The organism is Nocardiopsis quinghaiensis (assembly GCF_008638365.1).
Classification (GTDB): Bacteria; Actinomycetota; Actinomycetes; order Streptosporangiales; family Streptosporangiaceae; genus Nocardiopsis; species Nocardiopsis quinghaiensis.
Genome location: NZ_VWVU01000024.1, coordinates 59,092 through 73,073, shown reverse-complemented (window position 1 = coordinate 73,073; position 13,982 = coordinate 59,092). Strand labels below are relative to the sequence as shown.

15 protein-coding genes are annotated in these 13,982 nt (G+C 74.2%); 9 read left to right on the top strand and 6 right to left on the bottom strand.

Features of this window, described 5'->3' with window-relative positions; translation table 11 throughout:
• The first annotated feature begins 43 nt into the window (after positions 1-43).
• Together FYX01_RS21695 and FYX01_RS21690 are read left to right on the top strand one after the other, a co-directional pair.
• Positions 44-1,222: a 4-hydroxybenzoate 3-monooxygenase gene (locus FYX01_RS21695; RefSeq protein ID WP_150244287.1), complete on the top strand. Its 1,179-nt coding sequence runs from the start codon at positions 44-46 to the stop codon at positions 1,220-1,222.
• 170 nt (positions 1,223-1,392) lie between these two features.
• Positions 1,393-2,412 (top strand): glutathione S-transferase family protein, encoded by a 1,020-nt coding sequence (locus FYX01_RS21690; protein ID WP_150244285.1) that lies wholly within the window; start codon positions 1,393-1,395, stop codon positions 2,410-2,412.
• A gap of 82 nt (positions 2,413-2,494) precedes the next feature.
• Here FYX01_RS21690 and FYX01_RS21685 read toward each other — a convergent pair whose 3' ends face one another.
• Positions 2,495-3,736, bottom strand: a complete 1,242-nt coding sequence (locus FYX01_RS21685; protein WP_150244283.1) for an FAD-dependent oxidoreductase — start codon at positions 3,734-3,736, stop codon at positions 2,495-2,497.
• On the bottom strand, positions 3,733-4,587 hold the full coding sequence (locus tag FYX01_RS21680) for a TetR/AcrR family transcriptional regulator (RefSeq protein ID WP_150244281.1): 855 nt from the start codon (positions 4,585-4,587) through the stop codon (positions 3,733-3,735). The genes FYX01_RS21685 and FYX01_RS21680 overlap by 4 nt, the downstream gene beginning before the upstream one ends.
• 104 nt (positions 4,588-4,691) lie before the next feature.
• On the opposite strand from FYX01_RS21680, the gene FYX01_RS21675 reads away from it, so the two are divergent.
• The 5 genes from FYX01_RS21675 (at position 4,692) to FYX01_RS21655 (ending at position 8,880) form a co-directional block, all read left to right on the top strand.
• Positions 4,692-5,435 carry a gamma-glutamyl-gamma-aminobutyrate hydrolase family protein gene (locus FYX01_RS21675; RefSeq protein ID WP_150244279.1) on the top strand — a complete coding sequence of 248 codons (744 nt, stop codon included), beginning with the start codon at positions 4,692-4,694 and terminating at the stop codon, positions 5,433-5,435.
• A 107-nt stretch (positions 5,436-5,542) separates the two neighbouring features.
• Entirely contained in the window at positions 5,543-6,568 is a 1,026-nt protein-coding gene (locus tag FYX01_RS21670; protein WP_150244277.1) for a glucosyl-3-phosphoglycerate synthase, read from the top strand.
• Positions 6,562-7,422, top strand: a complete 861-nt coding sequence (gene folP, locus FYX01_RS21665; protein WP_150244274.1) for a dihydropteroate synthase — start codon at positions 6,562-6,564, stop codon at positions 7,420-7,422. Before FYX01_RS21670 ends, folP begins: the two co-directional genes overlap by 7 nt.
• A 10-nt stretch (positions 7,423-7,432) precedes the next feature.
• A complete protein-coding gene (locus tag FYX01_RS21660) occupies positions 7,433-8,128 on the top strand; it encodes a class III extradiol ring-cleavage dioxygenase family protein (RefSeq protein WP_150244272.1) in 696 nt (231 codons plus the stop codon).
• Positions 8,107-8,880 carry a pyrimidine reductase family protein gene (locus FYX01_RS21655; protein WP_150244270.1) on the top strand — a complete coding sequence of 258 codons (774 nt, stop codon included), beginning with the start codon at positions 8,107-8,109 and terminating at the stop codon, positions 8,878-8,880. Before FYX01_RS21660 ends, FYX01_RS21655 begins: the two co-directional genes overlap by 22 nt.
• Positions 8,881-8,898: 18 nt before the next feature.
• Here the strand turns inward: FYX01_RS21655 and FYX01_RS21650 are convergent, their stop codons facing one another.
• The 3 genes from FYX01_RS21650 to FYX01_RS21640 all read right to left on the bottom strand — a co-directional run bounded on the left by FYX01_RS21650 (position 8,899) and on the right by FYX01_RS21640 (position 11,430).
• Positions 8,899-9,576, bottom strand: coding sequence for a TetR/AcrR family transcriptional regulator (locus FYX01_RS21650; RefSeq protein ID WP_150244267.1), 678 nt, complete (start codon positions 9,574-9,576; stop codon positions 8,899-8,901).
• A gap of 91 nt (positions 9,577-9,667) precedes the next feature.
• Positions 9,668-10,822, bottom strand: a complete 1,155-nt coding sequence (locus FYX01_RS21645) for a PrsW family intramembrane metalloprotease (protein ID WP_150244265.1) — start codon at positions 10,820-10,822, stop codon at positions 9,668-9,670.
• Complete coding sequence (locus FYX01_RS21640) at positions 10,819-11,430, bottom strand: hypothetical protein (RefSeq protein ID WP_150244263.1); 612 nt, start codon at positions 11,428-11,430, stop codon at positions 10,819-10,821. The genes FYX01_RS21645 and FYX01_RS21640 overlap by 4 nt, the downstream gene beginning before the upstream one ends.
• A 117-nt stretch (positions 11,431-11,547) precedes the next feature.
• Here FYX01_RS21640 and FYX01_RS26310 point away from each other — a divergent pair, with 117 nt between their 5' ends.
• Positions 11,548-11,706 (top strand): hypothetical protein, encoded by a 159-nt coding sequence (locus FYX01_RS26310; protein ID WP_190394434.1) that lies wholly within the window; start codon positions 11,548-11,550, stop codon positions 11,704-11,706.
• Positions 11,707-11,868: 162 nt separating this feature from the next.
• Positions 11,869-12,351: a hypothetical protein gene (locus FYX01_RS21635; RefSeq protein WP_150244261.1), complete on the top strand. Its 483-nt coding sequence runs from the start codon at positions 11,869-11,871 to the stop codon at positions 12,349-12,351.
• On the opposite strand, the gene FYX01_RS21630 is transcribed toward FYX01_RS21635, so the two are convergent.
• A complete protein-coding gene (locus tag FYX01_RS21630) occupies positions 12,335-13,813 on the bottom strand; it encodes a bifunctional phosphatase PAP2/diacylglycerol kinase family protein (RefSeq protein ID WP_150244259.1) in 1,479 nt (492 codons plus the stop codon). The genes FYX01_RS21635 and FYX01_RS21630 overlap by 17 nt on opposite strands.
• Between the last annotated feature and the right edge of the window lie 169 nt (positions 13,814-13,982).

The following is a 13,982-nucleotide window of genomic DNA, read 5'->3' as shown; positions in this document are numbered from 1 at the left end:
CCTCCCGTGCGCGTGCGCCGAAGCACCAGGAGGAGAAACGACCGTGCGCACCCAGGTCGCCATCATCGGAGCGGGCCCGGCCGGGCTGCTCCTGTCCCACCTGCTCGGACTCCAGGGGATCGACTCGGTCCTCATCGAGCGCCAGACCGCCGACCACGTCCGCTCACGGGTCCGGGCCGGAGTGCTGGAGTCCGGGAGCGTGGAAGTCCTCACCCGGGCGGGTGTGGGGCGGCGGCTCGCCACCGAGGCCGACGAGCACCGCGGCGTGTACCTGCAGTGGCCGGGCGAGCGCCACCACATCGACTTCACCGAACTGGTCGGCAGGTCGGTGTGGATCTACGGGCAGACCGAGCTGACCAAGGACCTCATGGACGCCCGTGAGAAGGCCGGCCGCCCCGTGTTCTACCTGGCCTCCGACGTCACGCCGCACGGCGTCGACACCGACCGTCCCCACGTCACCTTCACCGACGCCGACGGGCGGCACCAGCGGGTGGACGCCGACGCGGTCGTGGGCTGCGACGGCTTCCACGGCCCCAGCCGCCGGGCCGTTCCCGCGGCACGGCAGCGGGTGTGGGAGCGCACCTACCCGTTCGCCTGGCTGGGTGTGCTCGCCGCCGTCGCCCCCTCCACCGACGAGCTGGTCTACGCCTGGCACCCCGACGGGTTCGCCATGCACAGCATGCGCTCGGCCACCGTCAGCCGCCTCTACCTCCAGGTCCGGCCCGACGAGGACATCGGCGAGTGGAGCGACGACCGGATCTGGGAGGCGCTGACCACCCGTCTGGGCGCGGGCATGGAGGACTGGGAGCTGCGCACCGGCACCATCACCGAGAAGAGCGTGCTCCCGATGCGCAGCTTCGTCACCACACCCATGCGCCACGGCCGCCTCTTCCTGGCCGGGGACGCCGCGCACATCGTCCCGCCCACCGGGGCCAAGGGCCTCAACCTGGCGATCGCCGACGTCACCCTGCTCGCCGAGGCCCTCACCGCCTGGCTGCGCGACGGCCGGGAGGACCTCGCCGACGCCTACTCCGACACCGCCCTGCGCCGGGTCTGGCGGTGCACCCACTTCTCCTGGTGGATGACGACCACGCTCCACCGCCACGGGGACGACTTCGACGCCCGCCTGCAGCTCTCCCAGCTCCAGCGCGTCATCGACTCCGAGGCCGCCGCCACCGAGTTCGCCCACAACTACGCCGGACTGCCCATCAGCTTCGGTTGAGCCGACCCGGTCCCCGGCGGTGTCCCGTGAGCGCCGCGCGGTCCCCGGCGGTGCCCCGTGCGCGTCGCGCTGTTTCCGGCGCCGCGGTCCGTCGGGCCCCGCGCGCGGCCGTCGCGCGGATAGCATGTGCAGCCGCGACAGAGATTCACCCGAGCTCGAAGGGAGCAGGGATGAGGGCGAACGAGATCCCCACCGAGGAGATCAAGCGGGCACCGGCGGCCTTCACAGACCGGGTCACCGCGGACGGCCGCTTCGGTCGCCCCGCCGAGCCGGGCCGCTACCGCCTGGTGATCAGCCGCGCCTGCCCCTGGGCGCACCGGGTCGTCATCACGCGCAGGCTCATGGGCCTGGAGCGGGTCATCTCCCTGGCCGTCACCGACCCCCGCCAGGAGGTCATCGAGGGCGACCCGCACTGGGTCTTCACCGAGGAGACCGGGAGCCCCGGCGGCAAGGACCCCGTCCTGGGCATCCACGCCCTGCGCGAGGCCTACCTGGCGCGCGATCCCCACTACACCGGCGGGGTCAGCGTTCCCGGCCTCGTCGACGTGGACGACGGACACCTGGTCTCCAACGACTTCGACCAACTGGTCAAGGACATGGCCACCGAGTGGGGCGCCCTGGTCAGGGAGGACGCCCCGGACCTCTACCCGGAGGCGCTGCGCGGGGAGATCGACGCCGTGTCCGGGGAGGTCTACACCGACCTCAACAACGGCGTCTACCGGGCCGGGTTCGCCCCGGACCAGGAGCACTACGACGCCGCGGTCACCGACGTGTTCGCCAGGCTCGACGCGCTGGAGGAGCGCCTGTCCACCCGGCGTTACCTGGTCGGTGACTCCGTCACCGTGGCCGACATCGGGCTCTTCCCGACCCTGGTGCGCTTCGACGCCGCCTACCACGGCCACTTCAAGTGCAACATCCGCAAGCTGAGCGAGTACCCGGCGCTGTGGGCCTACGCCCGCGACCTGTTCCAGACGCCCGGGTTCGGCGACACCACGAACCTGGACCACGTCCGCACGCACTACTACTGGGTCCACACGGCGATCAACCCGACGCGGATCATCGCCGCCGGTCCCGACCCGCGCCGCTGGCTCACCGCCCACCACCGTGAGGAGATGGGCGGCGGCCCCTTCGGCGCGGGTGCCGCCCCGGGCCCGGTCCCGGCCGGTGAACGCGTCCCCGACCTGGCCTGACCCGCCCCGCAGAGCACGGGCGTGCCCGCCCGGGGATCCGCGCCGCCACCGCACGGGACCCCGGGGAGGGGGATGGCCGTCCCTACCGGGCGGCCCTTCGGGGGCGGCGGGCGAAGCCCGGCGCGTGCTCGGGCCGGATCCCCTTCCCGATGAGGTAGGCGGGCACGAACGACAGCCAGGGCGCGAGCTCCAGGGCCGCCAGCACGGGCTTGGGCGGGCCCAGCCGCTCCCCCCTGACCATCGGATCGGCCAGCCCGCGGTGCATGAGGCGCTGCAGCGCCTGGACGGCGGCGGTCGGCAGGATCCGCCTCCTGCGGACCGCGGCCAGGTGGCGGGAGGTGAGCGAACGCTCGCGCAGCGGTCGGGCCAGCAGCGTCGCGGAGGCGACGGCGTCCTGTACGGCGAGGTTGATGCCCACACCGCCGACGGGGGACATCGCGTGGGCCGCGTCGCCGATGTACAGCAGGCCCTCCGCGTGCCAGCGGCGCAGCCGGTTGAGGCGCACGTCCAGGTGCTTGACCTCGTCCATGGACGCCAGGGACCCGACCCGGTCGGCCAGCTCCGGCATGAGTTCGGCGATGTCCCGGCGGAAGGCCTCGATCCCGCGTGCGCGCAGTTCGGCGTCGATGCCCTTGCGCCCGATGTAGGCGAGCTGCAGGTAGTCCTCGCGCGGAATCACCAGGGCGAACCGGCCCAGGCCCGCACGCGGGGTCAGTGCCGTGCGGTCCTGCGGCTCGCGGGGCAGCCGGAACCACCACGCGTCGATCCCCACGGGGAACTCACGGGGCACCAGGTTCATCTCGCGGCGGGCGAGTGACCCCCGGCCGTCACAGGCCACGGTCAGGTCGGCGCGGACCTCCCCCTCGCCCTCCGGACCCCGGTAGCGCACCCCCGCCACCCGGCCGGACTCGCGGACGAGCCCGGTCACCTCGGTGCTCATCCGCAGGGTGAAGGCCGGCTCCTCGTGACCGGCCTCGGCGATGAGGTTCAGGAAGTCCCACTGCGGGACCATCGCGATGTGGGGATGGGAGAGGGAGCGCCGCAGCCGCCGGAAGTCGGCGATGGTCACGGTGCGGTCGGCGCCGACGGGGAAGGCGGCCTCCTCCAGCCTGCTCTGGGGCAGCTCGGCGAACCGCTCGTACAGGCCCAGCTCCTCCAGCAGCTCCAGGGTGGAGGGGTGCACGGTGTCCCCGCGGAAGTCCCGCAGGAAGTCGGCGTGCTTCTCCAGCACGGTGACCCCGACGCCGGCGCGGGCCAGCAGCAGGCCCAGCACCATTCCGGCGGGGCCGCCGCCGGCGATCACACACGTCGTACTCTCACTCATCGCGACTCCAGGCTCGTGTTCGGGTGGTCCGGGTGGGACGGCCCCTCCGGGACCGCGGCGGTGCGCAGGAACGCGTCGGCGAAGACCGAACAGACCTCCTCCGCCTCGGGGAACTCCACACCCGGGACCCTTTCCAGTGCCGGGCGCAGCATGAAGTGCACGGCGAGCGGACCGAGCAGCTGTTGCATGAGCAGGGGGACCGGCAGGTCGCGGATCCGGCCCGCCGCGACCTCCTCGGCCAGCCATCCGCCCAGCCCGGCGAGCAGGCGGGGGAAGAAGAACCGGGCGAGCATGTCGACGGTGGGCCCCTCGGGACGGGCGAACACGTCGGCGAGCATGGCGGGCAGCACCCGGGGCTCGCGGCCGAACCCGCGGCCCAGCAGGTGGTGGATCCCGTGGACCCGCGCGGCCAGGTCCTCCTCCGGCCCGGCGAGGGCCGCCTCCAGGTCCAGGATGGGGCTGTAGCGCTCGAAGATCGCGCGGAGCAGCTCGTCGCGGCCGCCGAAGGTCGCGTAGAGGCTGTGCACCGAGCACCCGGCGGAGGCGGCGACCGCCTCCAGCGTGGCCGAGCCCAGGCCCTGCTCGCTGACCAGACGGGCCCCGGCCTCGATCGAGCGCTCCCGCACCGGAGGCCGCCCGCCCGGGTCCACGCCCGAGGCGCGCACCGCCCCGTCCAGCGCCCGGCGCGAACCGCCCACGCGGCGCAGCAGGGTGCTGCGGGAGACGCCCGCCTCCTCCGCGATGGCGACCAGGGGCACGTCGGCCACGTCCTTTCCCCGGCTCTCCGCGGCGCGAAGGGCCGCGTTCACGAGGTCGGCCGGGACGGGTGGGTTGCTTGGTTCTGACATCATTACCAAGGTAACACGTAATCGAGTTCCAGAAAAGGAGGAGTGCCTCACGGGAGCCCTCCGCCACCCCGTACGCTTTCTCCCGAACCAGCTCAGAGGGGAGCGCAGTGCCACCTGTCATCGGAATCTCCACCTACGCCGAGCAGGCACGATGGGGCCGGGTCTGGGACATGGCCGCGGCCCTGCTGCCGCGTGCCTACGTGGACGCCGTCGCCGCCTCCGGGGCCGTCCCGGTGCTGCTGCCCCCGGTCACCGGCGCGGCCGGCGCGGCCGGTGCGGTGGACCGCCTGGACGGTCTGCTGCTGGCGGGCGGTGGCGACATCGCCCCGGACCGCTACGGCCAGGGCGCCGGGGAGCACACCGCCGGGGTCCAGGGCGTGCGGGACTCGGCCGAGAGCGACCTGCTCGCGGGCGCACTGGCCCGGGGCATGCCGGTGCTGGGCGTGTGCCGGGGGATGCAGCTGCTCAACGTGGCCCGGGGCGGCAGCCTCCACCAGCACCTGCCCGACGCGGTGGGCCACGACGGACACCGCCAGAGGCCCGGGGTGTTCGACGGCCATCCGGTCACCGTCGACGCCGACTCGCGCCTCGCCCGGATCCTCGGCCGGACCCGGCTGGAGGTGCCCACCTACCACCACCAGGCCGTGGCCGGCCTGGGAGAGGGAGTGGTGGCCACGGCCTGGGCCGACGACGGAACCGTGGAGGCCGTCGAGTACGCCGCCGACGACCGGGTCGTCGGCGTGCAGTGGCACCCGGAGATGGGGGAGGACCCCACCCTGTTCGGCTGGCTCACCGAGCGCGCCGCCGCCTTCCACGCGGGGGGACGGCCCACCGCCCGCACGGCCCGGTGAACGGGGACCCCCACCCGCGGGTGGGGGAGACCACGCCCGGGAAAAGCCCGGACCGACGGGCTCCCACGGTGGGGTGTGCCCTAGTGTTGGCCGCCGGGGGAGGCTTTGTGGACAACGAGTGGTTCGAGCGTCGCACCTACCGGTCCTCGGACTGGACGGTCGATCGCCTGGTCGAACTCAAACGGCGGCGGGGAAGCACGATCAGCCTGGTGATCCCGGCGCGCAACGAGGCGGCGACCGTCGGCGGCATCGTCGCCCGGGTCCGCGCGGAGCTCCAGGAGGAGGCGCCCCTGCTGGACGAGATCGTCGTCATGGACTCCGACTCCACCGACGACACCGGCGCCCGCGCACGCGCCGCCGGGGCCGTCGTCCACCGCGTCGGCGAGGTGCGCCCCGAACTGGGCCACCACCGGGGCAAGGGCGAGGCCATGTGGAAGTCGCTCTTCGCCACCTCCGGCGACGTCATCGCCTTCATGGACGCCGACCTGGTCGAGTGGGACACCCACTTCGTGTCCGGGCTGCTCGGCCCGCTGCTCACCGAACCCGGCGTGAGCCTGGTCAAGGGCTTCTACGACCGGGTGCTGGACCGGTCGGGCACGGCCGGGAAGCCCCACGGCACCGGTGGCGGACCAGGCACCGAGGGCCCAGAGGAGACAGCGGCCTCCCACGAGGGCGGCCGGGTCACCGAACTCGTGGCCCGCCCCACCATCGCCCTGCGCTGGCCCCAGCTGTCGGGCGTGGTCCAGCCCCTGTCAGGGGAGTGGGCCGTACGCCGCGAACTGTTCGAGCGGCTCTCGGTGCCCACCGGCTACGGCGTCGAACTCGCCGTGCTGGTCGACACCGCCCTGCGGTACGGCGTGGACGCCGTCGCGCAGGTGGACCTGGGCCGCCGCGCCCACCGCCACCAGTCGCTGCGCGGCCTGGGCGCGATGGCCACCGAGCTGCTCGCGGTCGCCGACCGCCGGGCCGGGATCGACCACGGCACCGACGCGGTCCGGATACGCCAGTTCGGCGACGGGGAGCGGCGCGGACAGCAGCTGGACACTACGGTCCACATCGTGGAGCGCCCACCGGCGGCCGAGGTCGGCGCCGGGGACACGGAGGTCCTGGAGGGAGTGGTCGGCCGGTGCTGAGACTGCGCGGTCGGGAGTACGACGCGGACACCACGCTGGTCATGGCGATCGTCAACCGCACCCCCGACTCCTTCTACGACAAGGGCGCCACCTGGGACGGCGGGGCCGCCCTCGAACGCGTGCGCGGGGTCGTGGCCGAGGGCGCCGACATCGTCGACATCGGCGGTGTCAAGGCGGCGCCCGGCGAGGAGATCGGCGCCGAGGAGGAGAAGCGCCGCATCGTGGACTTCGTGGCCGCCGTCCGTGCCGAGTTCCCCCACCTGGTCATCAGCGTGGACACCTGGCGCGCGTCCGTGGGCCGGGCGGTGTGCGAGGCCGGGGCCGACCTGCTCAACGACGCCTGGGGCGGCTACGACCCGGAGTTGGCCGAGGTCGCCGCCGAGTTCGGCGCGGCCCTGGTGTGCACCCACACCGGCGGGGTCACCCCGCGCACCCGCCCGCACCGGCCGCACTACGGGGACGTGGTGCGCGAGGCCATCGACGACACGGTCGCCCAGGCCGAGCGCGCGGTGTCCCTGGGCGTGGACCCGGCGTCGGCGATCATCGACCCGGCGCACGACTTCGGCAAGAACACCTGGCACTCCCTGGAGCTGACCCGGCGCCTGGACGAGATGACCGCCACCGGCCGGCCGGTACTGGTGTCGCTGTCCAACAAGGACTTCGTCGGCGAGACCCTGGACCTGCCGGTGGGGGAGCGCCTGACCGGCACGCTCGCGGCGACCGCCGTGTGCGCCTGGCACGGCGCGCAGGTCTACCGGGTCCACGAGGTGACCGAGACCCGCCAGGTACTCGACATGGTCGCCACCATCCGGGGAGTCCGTCCCCCCGCACGGGCCGTTCGGGGACTGGCGTGAGGAGGTACGCGTGATCGTCGCAACCGCCGTCTGCCCGCACCCGCCGCTGCTGATGCGCGAGCTCAGCGGAGGCCAGGACGTGGCGGCCGAACTGCGCACGGAGTGCGAGTCGGCCCTGGAGGCGTTGGCCGCACGCTCCCCGGACGTGCTGGTCGTCGTCGGCGGGCACGACTCCTCGGGGAGGCGCACCGAACGGCTCGTCCCGGTCCGCGGGTACGGCGGCACGGGAGAGCGGGTCCCCCCGGAACGGACGCTGCCGCTGAGCCTGGGCGTGGCTCGGCGACTGCTCGACTCGGCCGGGTACCGCGGGCGCGTGGAGATGGCCACCGTGGCCTGGGACGCCTCCGCGGCCGAGGCGGAGGCGCTGGGCCGCCGTGTCGCCGACCGCGCCGAACGGGTCGCCCTGCTCGTCATGGGCGACGGCAGCGCCCGGCGCGGCACGAGGGCGCCCGGGCACCTGGACGAACGCGCCTTCGGCTTCGACGAGGAGGTCCGCCGCTGCCTGTCCGAGGGAGACCGGGCGGGCCTGCTGCGTCTGGACCCCGTCCTCGCCGCCGACCTGATGGTGGCGGGCCGGGCCGCGTTCCAGGTCATGGCGCACGCGCTCGCCGCGACCGGAGACCCGGTGGGGCCGGAGGTGCTCTACGCCGACGACCCGTTCGGGGTCATGTACTTCGTGGCGGTGTGGCCGTGCGGCTCCTTCTGAACGACGCCGTCCCCGGGGCGGGCTCCCCGGGGGACGCGCTCGACGCCTCCGCCCTGGAACGGCTCTACGTCTACCCCGACCGGCCGTGGCTGCGCGCGAACATGGTCGCCACCCTGGACGGTGCCGCCGCGGGCAACGACGGGCGTACGGGAAGCATCAACACCCCCGCCGACCAGGTGGTGTACACGCTCCTGCGCGACCTGGCCGACGTGGTGCTGGTCGGCGCCGGCACCGCCCGCGTCGAGGGCTACCGGCACACGCGTCCGCGCACCCGTGACCTGCTGTCCCGTGCCGTCGCCGAGGGGCGCGCCGCCCATCCGGAACTGGCCGTGGTCAGCGCTACCGGCCGGGTGCCGCCGCTGTTGGCCGACAGGGCCGAGGACGGCGGCGGGGTGCTGCTGGTGACCTGTGGGGCGGCCGGAGCCGAGGCCCTCGGCCGCGCGCGCCACGCGCTGGGGGAGGACCGCGTGCTGGTGTGCGGTGACCAGAGCGTGGACCTGCCCGCCGCCGTCGCGGCCCTGTCCGACCGCGGGCTGCCCCGGATCCTGTGCGAGGGCGGGCCCCGCCTGCTGGCCGACGTGGCCGCCGCCGGCCTGCTCGACGAGCTGTGCCTGACGGTCGTGCCGCTGCTGGCCGGAGGGCTCGAACAGCGCATCGCGGTGGGCACGGCGGCCGACCACGCCCTCGTGCCCGGCGTGGTGATCGAGTCCGGGGGCACCCTCCTGCAGCGCTGGCTGCGTTCCGGCGCCTGAGCGGGGAACCGGGCGTGCTCAGCCCCGGGGAGGACTCCCGGCGGCCCCCGCGGTGTCCCCGGAACCGCCGGTCAGGGAGGCCAGCGCGAAGTCGGCGAGCGGGAACGCGTGCTCGTCCGCGTGCTCCCGGGTGTGCTCGCGCCGGTGGGGGTCCACGGACATGGCGTGCACCAGGACCGCCCCGTACAGCGCCTCACCGAAGGGTCCCGTGTCGGTGCCCGGGGCCAGCTCACCGCGTTCGACGGCCCGTCGCGCCATGTCCGCGACCCCGTCGCGGTGGGCGCGCACGAGCTGTTCGCGGAAGGACGCGAAGGCCTCCAGGCCCGTGGCGGCGTCCACGGCCACGCGCAGGGTGACCCGTCCGGCCGGGGCCAGGAAGTGGTCGAGCAGCGCCGCCGCCAGCGCGCGTGCGTCGCCGCGCAGGCTGCCGGTGTCGGCCGGGACCGGCAGCCGGGGGTGCTCCCCGATGGCGTCGGCGAGCAGGCGCTCCTTGGTGGGCCAGCGCCGGTAGAGGGCGGCCTTGCCGACCCCGGCCCTGCGGGCCACCCCGTCCAGGGTGAACGAGGCCCAGCCCGCCCTGCCGTACTCGGCCCGTGCCGCGGCCAGTGCCCGCGGTGTGAGGCTGGGGTCGCGTGTGCGCCCCCGTCCCGTCCTCGGTGGTGTCGTCCTCTTGCTCCTTCGTGCTCGCTCGCCCATGCGGCACGTTATGCCCACACTGCCGCCGATGAAAATGCACGGCTCCGCGGGCGCCTTCCGCGACCGGGGCGGAGACGCCCGCGGGGACCGGTCAGGGCGTGCACCGTGCCGCCCGGTCCTCGGCGATCGCCAGCATCTGCTCCTGGCGCCGCTCCACGTCGGGCTGCTCCGGGCGCGCCACGTGGTGCAGCTCCCTGCGGCGGCCGTGCCGACTGGCCAGGGCCACCGACGCCGACCGCCGCATGCCCAGCGCCTCGCCCTCGGACGCCAGGGCCCCGCGCACCCGGCGCCGGTAGGCGTACCGGACCGTGAAGTACACCGCCATCGTGGTCAGGAAGACCACGGCGACCTTGAGGAGCATGCCCGGGAGTCCGCTCAGCAGCGGCGAGTCCACCAGCCAGTGCAGCGCCATCGCGAGCACCACCAGGGCGGCGGCGCCGATCGCGCGGCGCGTGCCGGGCCGCCACGCCGCGGCGGCCAGCAGACCCACCGCGGTGCCCGCGATCGCCGACATCGCCCAGTGCGAGCCCAGACCGGCCAGGCCCACACGCAGGATGAACGTCTGCACCACCGGCACCACGCCGCCGGTGCCGCCCGACTGGACCACCGCGTTCATCGAGTAGATGACGTTCTCCGAGACCTCGAAGCCCAGGCCGGCCAGGGAGCCGATCGCGAACCCGTCCACCGGGCCCCGCACCGCGCGGGGGAAGGCCACCGCGACCAGCACGATCCCGGCCAGCTTGAGGACCTCCTCGTTGAGCGGGGCGGTCAGCGCGGGGCCCCAGACCCCGGAGAAGGCCAGCCCCAGACCCTTGGCCCAGATCGACGACAGGCCGTCGTTGGCCAGGACCCCGGCGGCGGGCGCGGCGGTCAGGCCCCAGGCCACCGCGGTCAGGGAGGCGTTCAGGGCGGGGGCACGCACCGGGCGGATCCGGCGCAGCACCCAGAACCCGAAGGCCAGCGTCACCGCTCCGAGGAGCACGGCCAGCGCCGCCTCGGAGGAGAAGACGCGCGCCAGCCCCGCGAACTGCAGCGCCAGGAAGACCAGTCCCGCCGCGCACAGCACGACGACCAGCACGAGCGCGGCCAGCGACGGCAGCCGCTGGCCGCGCTCGGGCCGCCCGTCCGGGGCCCGGTCGGCGGCGTGCCCGCGACCGGGCCCGCCCCGGTGGGCCCTGCGCGGAGACGGCACCGACCCCCGGTCGGTCGCGCCCGGTGCGCTCGGCTCCTCGGATCCGTGGTTCACGAGTCCTCCCTGGTGAAGGACACCGTGCGGACGACGTCGGCGACCGCGGCGATGTCGGCCGTGGTCGCCTCGCGCCCGGCGAGGGTCATCTCCACGGCCATGCGTCTGTTGGGAGAGGGGTAGACCACAGCGGTGCCGCGCCGGGAGCCGCTCTCCAGGGTTCCGGTCAGCCCGTCGTCGCCGTCACGGGTGGAGATGGCCTCCGGCTCGCTCAACCGCGCCGACGCCTCACCGGCGCGGACGAGGCGGCTCATGCCCTCCCACAGTTCCCTGGTGCTGGGCGGCGGCGAGGCCGCGGGTGTGACCGAGTTGAGCGTCAGCTCCACGGGACCGCGGTGGAAGCGGTAGGTGTGTCCGGCCTGGCTGGCACCGGTGTTCAGTGACCATCCCTCCTGGGGGAAGGTCAGGGACGCCTGGTAACCGCCCCCGGATCCCACGGGCACGGGGTCGTCGGAGGAGACGGACTCGGAGCCGGGCAGCAGCGCGTTGACCAGCGGCCAGGCCACCACCAGCAGGGCGACGGCTCCGGCGGCCACACCCAACGGCACCCAGTTGCTCCGTGGACCGCGCCGTCGCGTGCGCGGATCCCCCTCGGTCGCCTCCGCCATGACGCCCCCTCCGTCGCGTGGTGATGGCCCGTCCGGCAAGCGAAACACCCGGGGATGGGCACGTCGGTGGCGCAGCGTCGACTTGGCACACGTTTACGACGATTTCACCATTCCGTAGTGAGGACGCCCGTGCGCGACCTGTGGCTGGCCACCGACGGTCCCGGTGAACTGTCCCGCTACGCCCGCGCCAGCGGCCCCGACACCGAACAGGTATGGCGGGGCCTGGTCTCCGTCGTCGAGCGCCTCCGGGACGGGGCGCGGCCGAGCGCTCTCTGACCCCGTTCCGGCGCATCGGCGGGTCGTGTCCGGCCTTCCGGCCCCGCGGTCGGTATCGTTCTCATAACTCGAAGCGACCGAAAAGGGATGTTGTCGGAGCCCACCCGTCCGGCGCCCCGGTCGACCGCCACACCACGGATCCGACCAGGCCATGGAGCGATCATGAAACTGCCTCTCAGAACGCGCGATCTGCCCCTGCGCATCGCCACGGGCGCGTACGTCCTCAACTCCGGGCTGGACAAGCGCGGCGCCGACGAGGAGACCGCCCAGGGGGTCCACGGCATGGCGGCGGGCGCCTACCCCTTCCTCAAGGACGTGGACCCCGTCACCTTCACGCGGCTGCTGTCGACCGCCGAGATCACCCTGGGCGCCGCCCTGCTGCTCCCCGTCGTCCCCAGCCGGATCGCCGGCGCGGGCCTCACCGCGTTCGGGTCGGGCCTGGTCGGCCTGTACCTGCGCACCCCGGGAACGCGTCGACCCAACAGCCTGCGTCCGACGGAGCAGGGCCTCGCCCTGGCCAAGGACTCCTGGCTGGTGGGGGCCGGACTCAACCTCCTGCTGGGCGGTGACGCCGACCGGGGCGCCACCCGCCGCAACCACCGCGGCCGCGGCCTCCGCCGCCCGTCGCTCACCGGCCGGGGCTGAGCGCGGGCACGAACACCCGCAGGGCCGCGCGCCGCTTGGTGAAGACGACCGTCTCCGATCCCTCCATCACCTCGCCGTCCACGGCCAGCAGCCTCGGCTCGCCCCTGATGGCCAGCGACAGCCCCGTGGTCAGCCGCTCCGAGTAGCCCTCACCGCGCGAGAACCGGCCCAGCAGCACGTCCGAGAGGGCGCGCAGCCGGGGAAAGGGCTCCCGGGCGGTGAGCACCCGCACGTCCAGCCATCCGTCGTCCAGCCGCTCGCGCAGCGCGGGCACCCGGGCGTGCGTGCGGTACTGGCAGTTGCCCACGAACGCCCACCACACCTTGGTCGGCTCGCCGTCCACCACCGCCGCGGTCGGGCTCACCTCCAGCAGGTCCCGCCACAGGGCCAGCGCGAACGCGGGCCACTTGCCGATCCGGTCCGCCCACCGGTCGCGCCGGTGCACCATACGCGGGTAGGAGCCGAACGACGCGGTGTTGAGGAAGGTCCGGCCGTCCACCTCACCCACGTCCACCCGGGCCAGCTGCCGGTCCGTGAACGCCCGCAGCGCGACGTCCACCGAGGTCAGCCCCAGGGTGCGGGCGAAGTTGTTGAGGGTGCCGTCCGGCAGGACCAGCAGCGGCCGGTCGTGTTCGAGGGACGCGTGCGCCCCGGCGTTGACGGTGCCGTCGCCGCCCGCCACCGCCAGGACCTCGGAGGTGCGCGCCGCCTGGTCCATGACCGCCGCCACGTCGTCCTCCGCGGACAGCGGGAGGATCCGCGCCTTGGGCAGCGTCCGGGCCACCCTGCTCGTGACGTCGGTGACGGGCAGGGAGGGCACCGCGCCCGCGGCGGAGCGCGGGTTGACCACCACCGTCATCCCGGAGCCCTCGGGGTCCACGTCCGCCTCCCCCTCGGGCACCGCGCCCGCGCCGAAGAGCAGCTCGGGGCGGTGCGGCACCACCATCCGGGCGAGCAGGGCCGCACCGGAGCCGATGGCCATACCGGCGAGCACGTCACCGGGGTAGTGGACGCCGCTGTGCACGCGGGAGAACGCCACCGCGCCCGCCATGGTGACGGCCAGCGCGGCCAGCGGCCGGGGCGCGTCCGACATGATCCCGCCCGCGTAGGCCACCGCGGCGGCGGTGTGCCCGGAGGGGAAGGAGGTACTGGGATAGGAGCGGTAGGGGGAACGCGCCCGCGGCACGGCCGAGTTGTCCGGACGGGACCGGTTGGACAGCTGTTTGACCACCGCGGAGACGGTGTTGGCGGTCCCCGCGGCCAGGATGGCGCGCAGGGCGGTGCGCCGTAGCCGGGGCCCGCCCGTGGCAGTGAGGGTGGCGGACATCAGGAACCAGGGCGCCATGTTGTCGGTCGCCTGCACGAACTTGGGCGTGTAGGGGTCCAGGATGGGCGGCCCCATACCGGTCACCCGGTCGTAGACCTTCTTGTCGACCTTCTGGAGGCGTCTCTTGAGGCTCATCGACCCAGAGTGTGGCGAGTGGGGTCAGATGTCCACAAAGACGCGCCCCCGGGTGGGTCTTCGTGGTGGCGGTCACACCGGTCCGCCCCATACGCCGTGGTCTTGTACCCACAGCGGGTCTGGAGCGCTTGGGGTCGAGTGGCTGTCGCAACAGACACTAGGAACCACC

Coding starts and splice junctions, on each gene's coding strand:
- FYX01_RS21690 (WP_150244285.1), top strand. CDS start 1,393: ATGAGGGCGAACGAGATCCCCACCGAGGAGATCAAGCGGGCACCGGCG.
- FYX01_RS21685 (WP_150244283.1), bottom strand. CDS start 3,736: ATGAGTGAGAGTACGACGTGTGTGATCGCCGGCGGCGGCCCCGCCGGA.
- FYX01_RS21680 (WP_150244281.1), bottom strand. CDS start 4,587: ATGATGTCAGAACCAAGCAACCCACCCGTCCCGGCCGACCTCGTGAAC.
- FYX01_RS21650 (WP_150244267.1), bottom strand. CDS start 9,576: ATGGGCGAGCGAGCACGAAGGAGCAAGAGGACGACACCACCGAGGACG.
- FYX01_RS21640 (WP_150244263.1), bottom strand. CDS start 11,430: ATGGCGGAGGCGACCGAGGGGGATCCGCGCACGCGACGGCGCGGTCCA.
- FYX01_RS21635 (WP_150244261.1), top strand. CDS start 11,869: ATGAAACTGCCTCTCAGAACGCGCGATCTGCCCCTGCGCATCGCCACG.
- FYX01_RS21630 (WP_150244259.1), bottom strand. CDS start 13,813: ATGAGCCTCAAGAGACGCCTCCAGAAGGTCGACAAGAAGGTCTACGAC.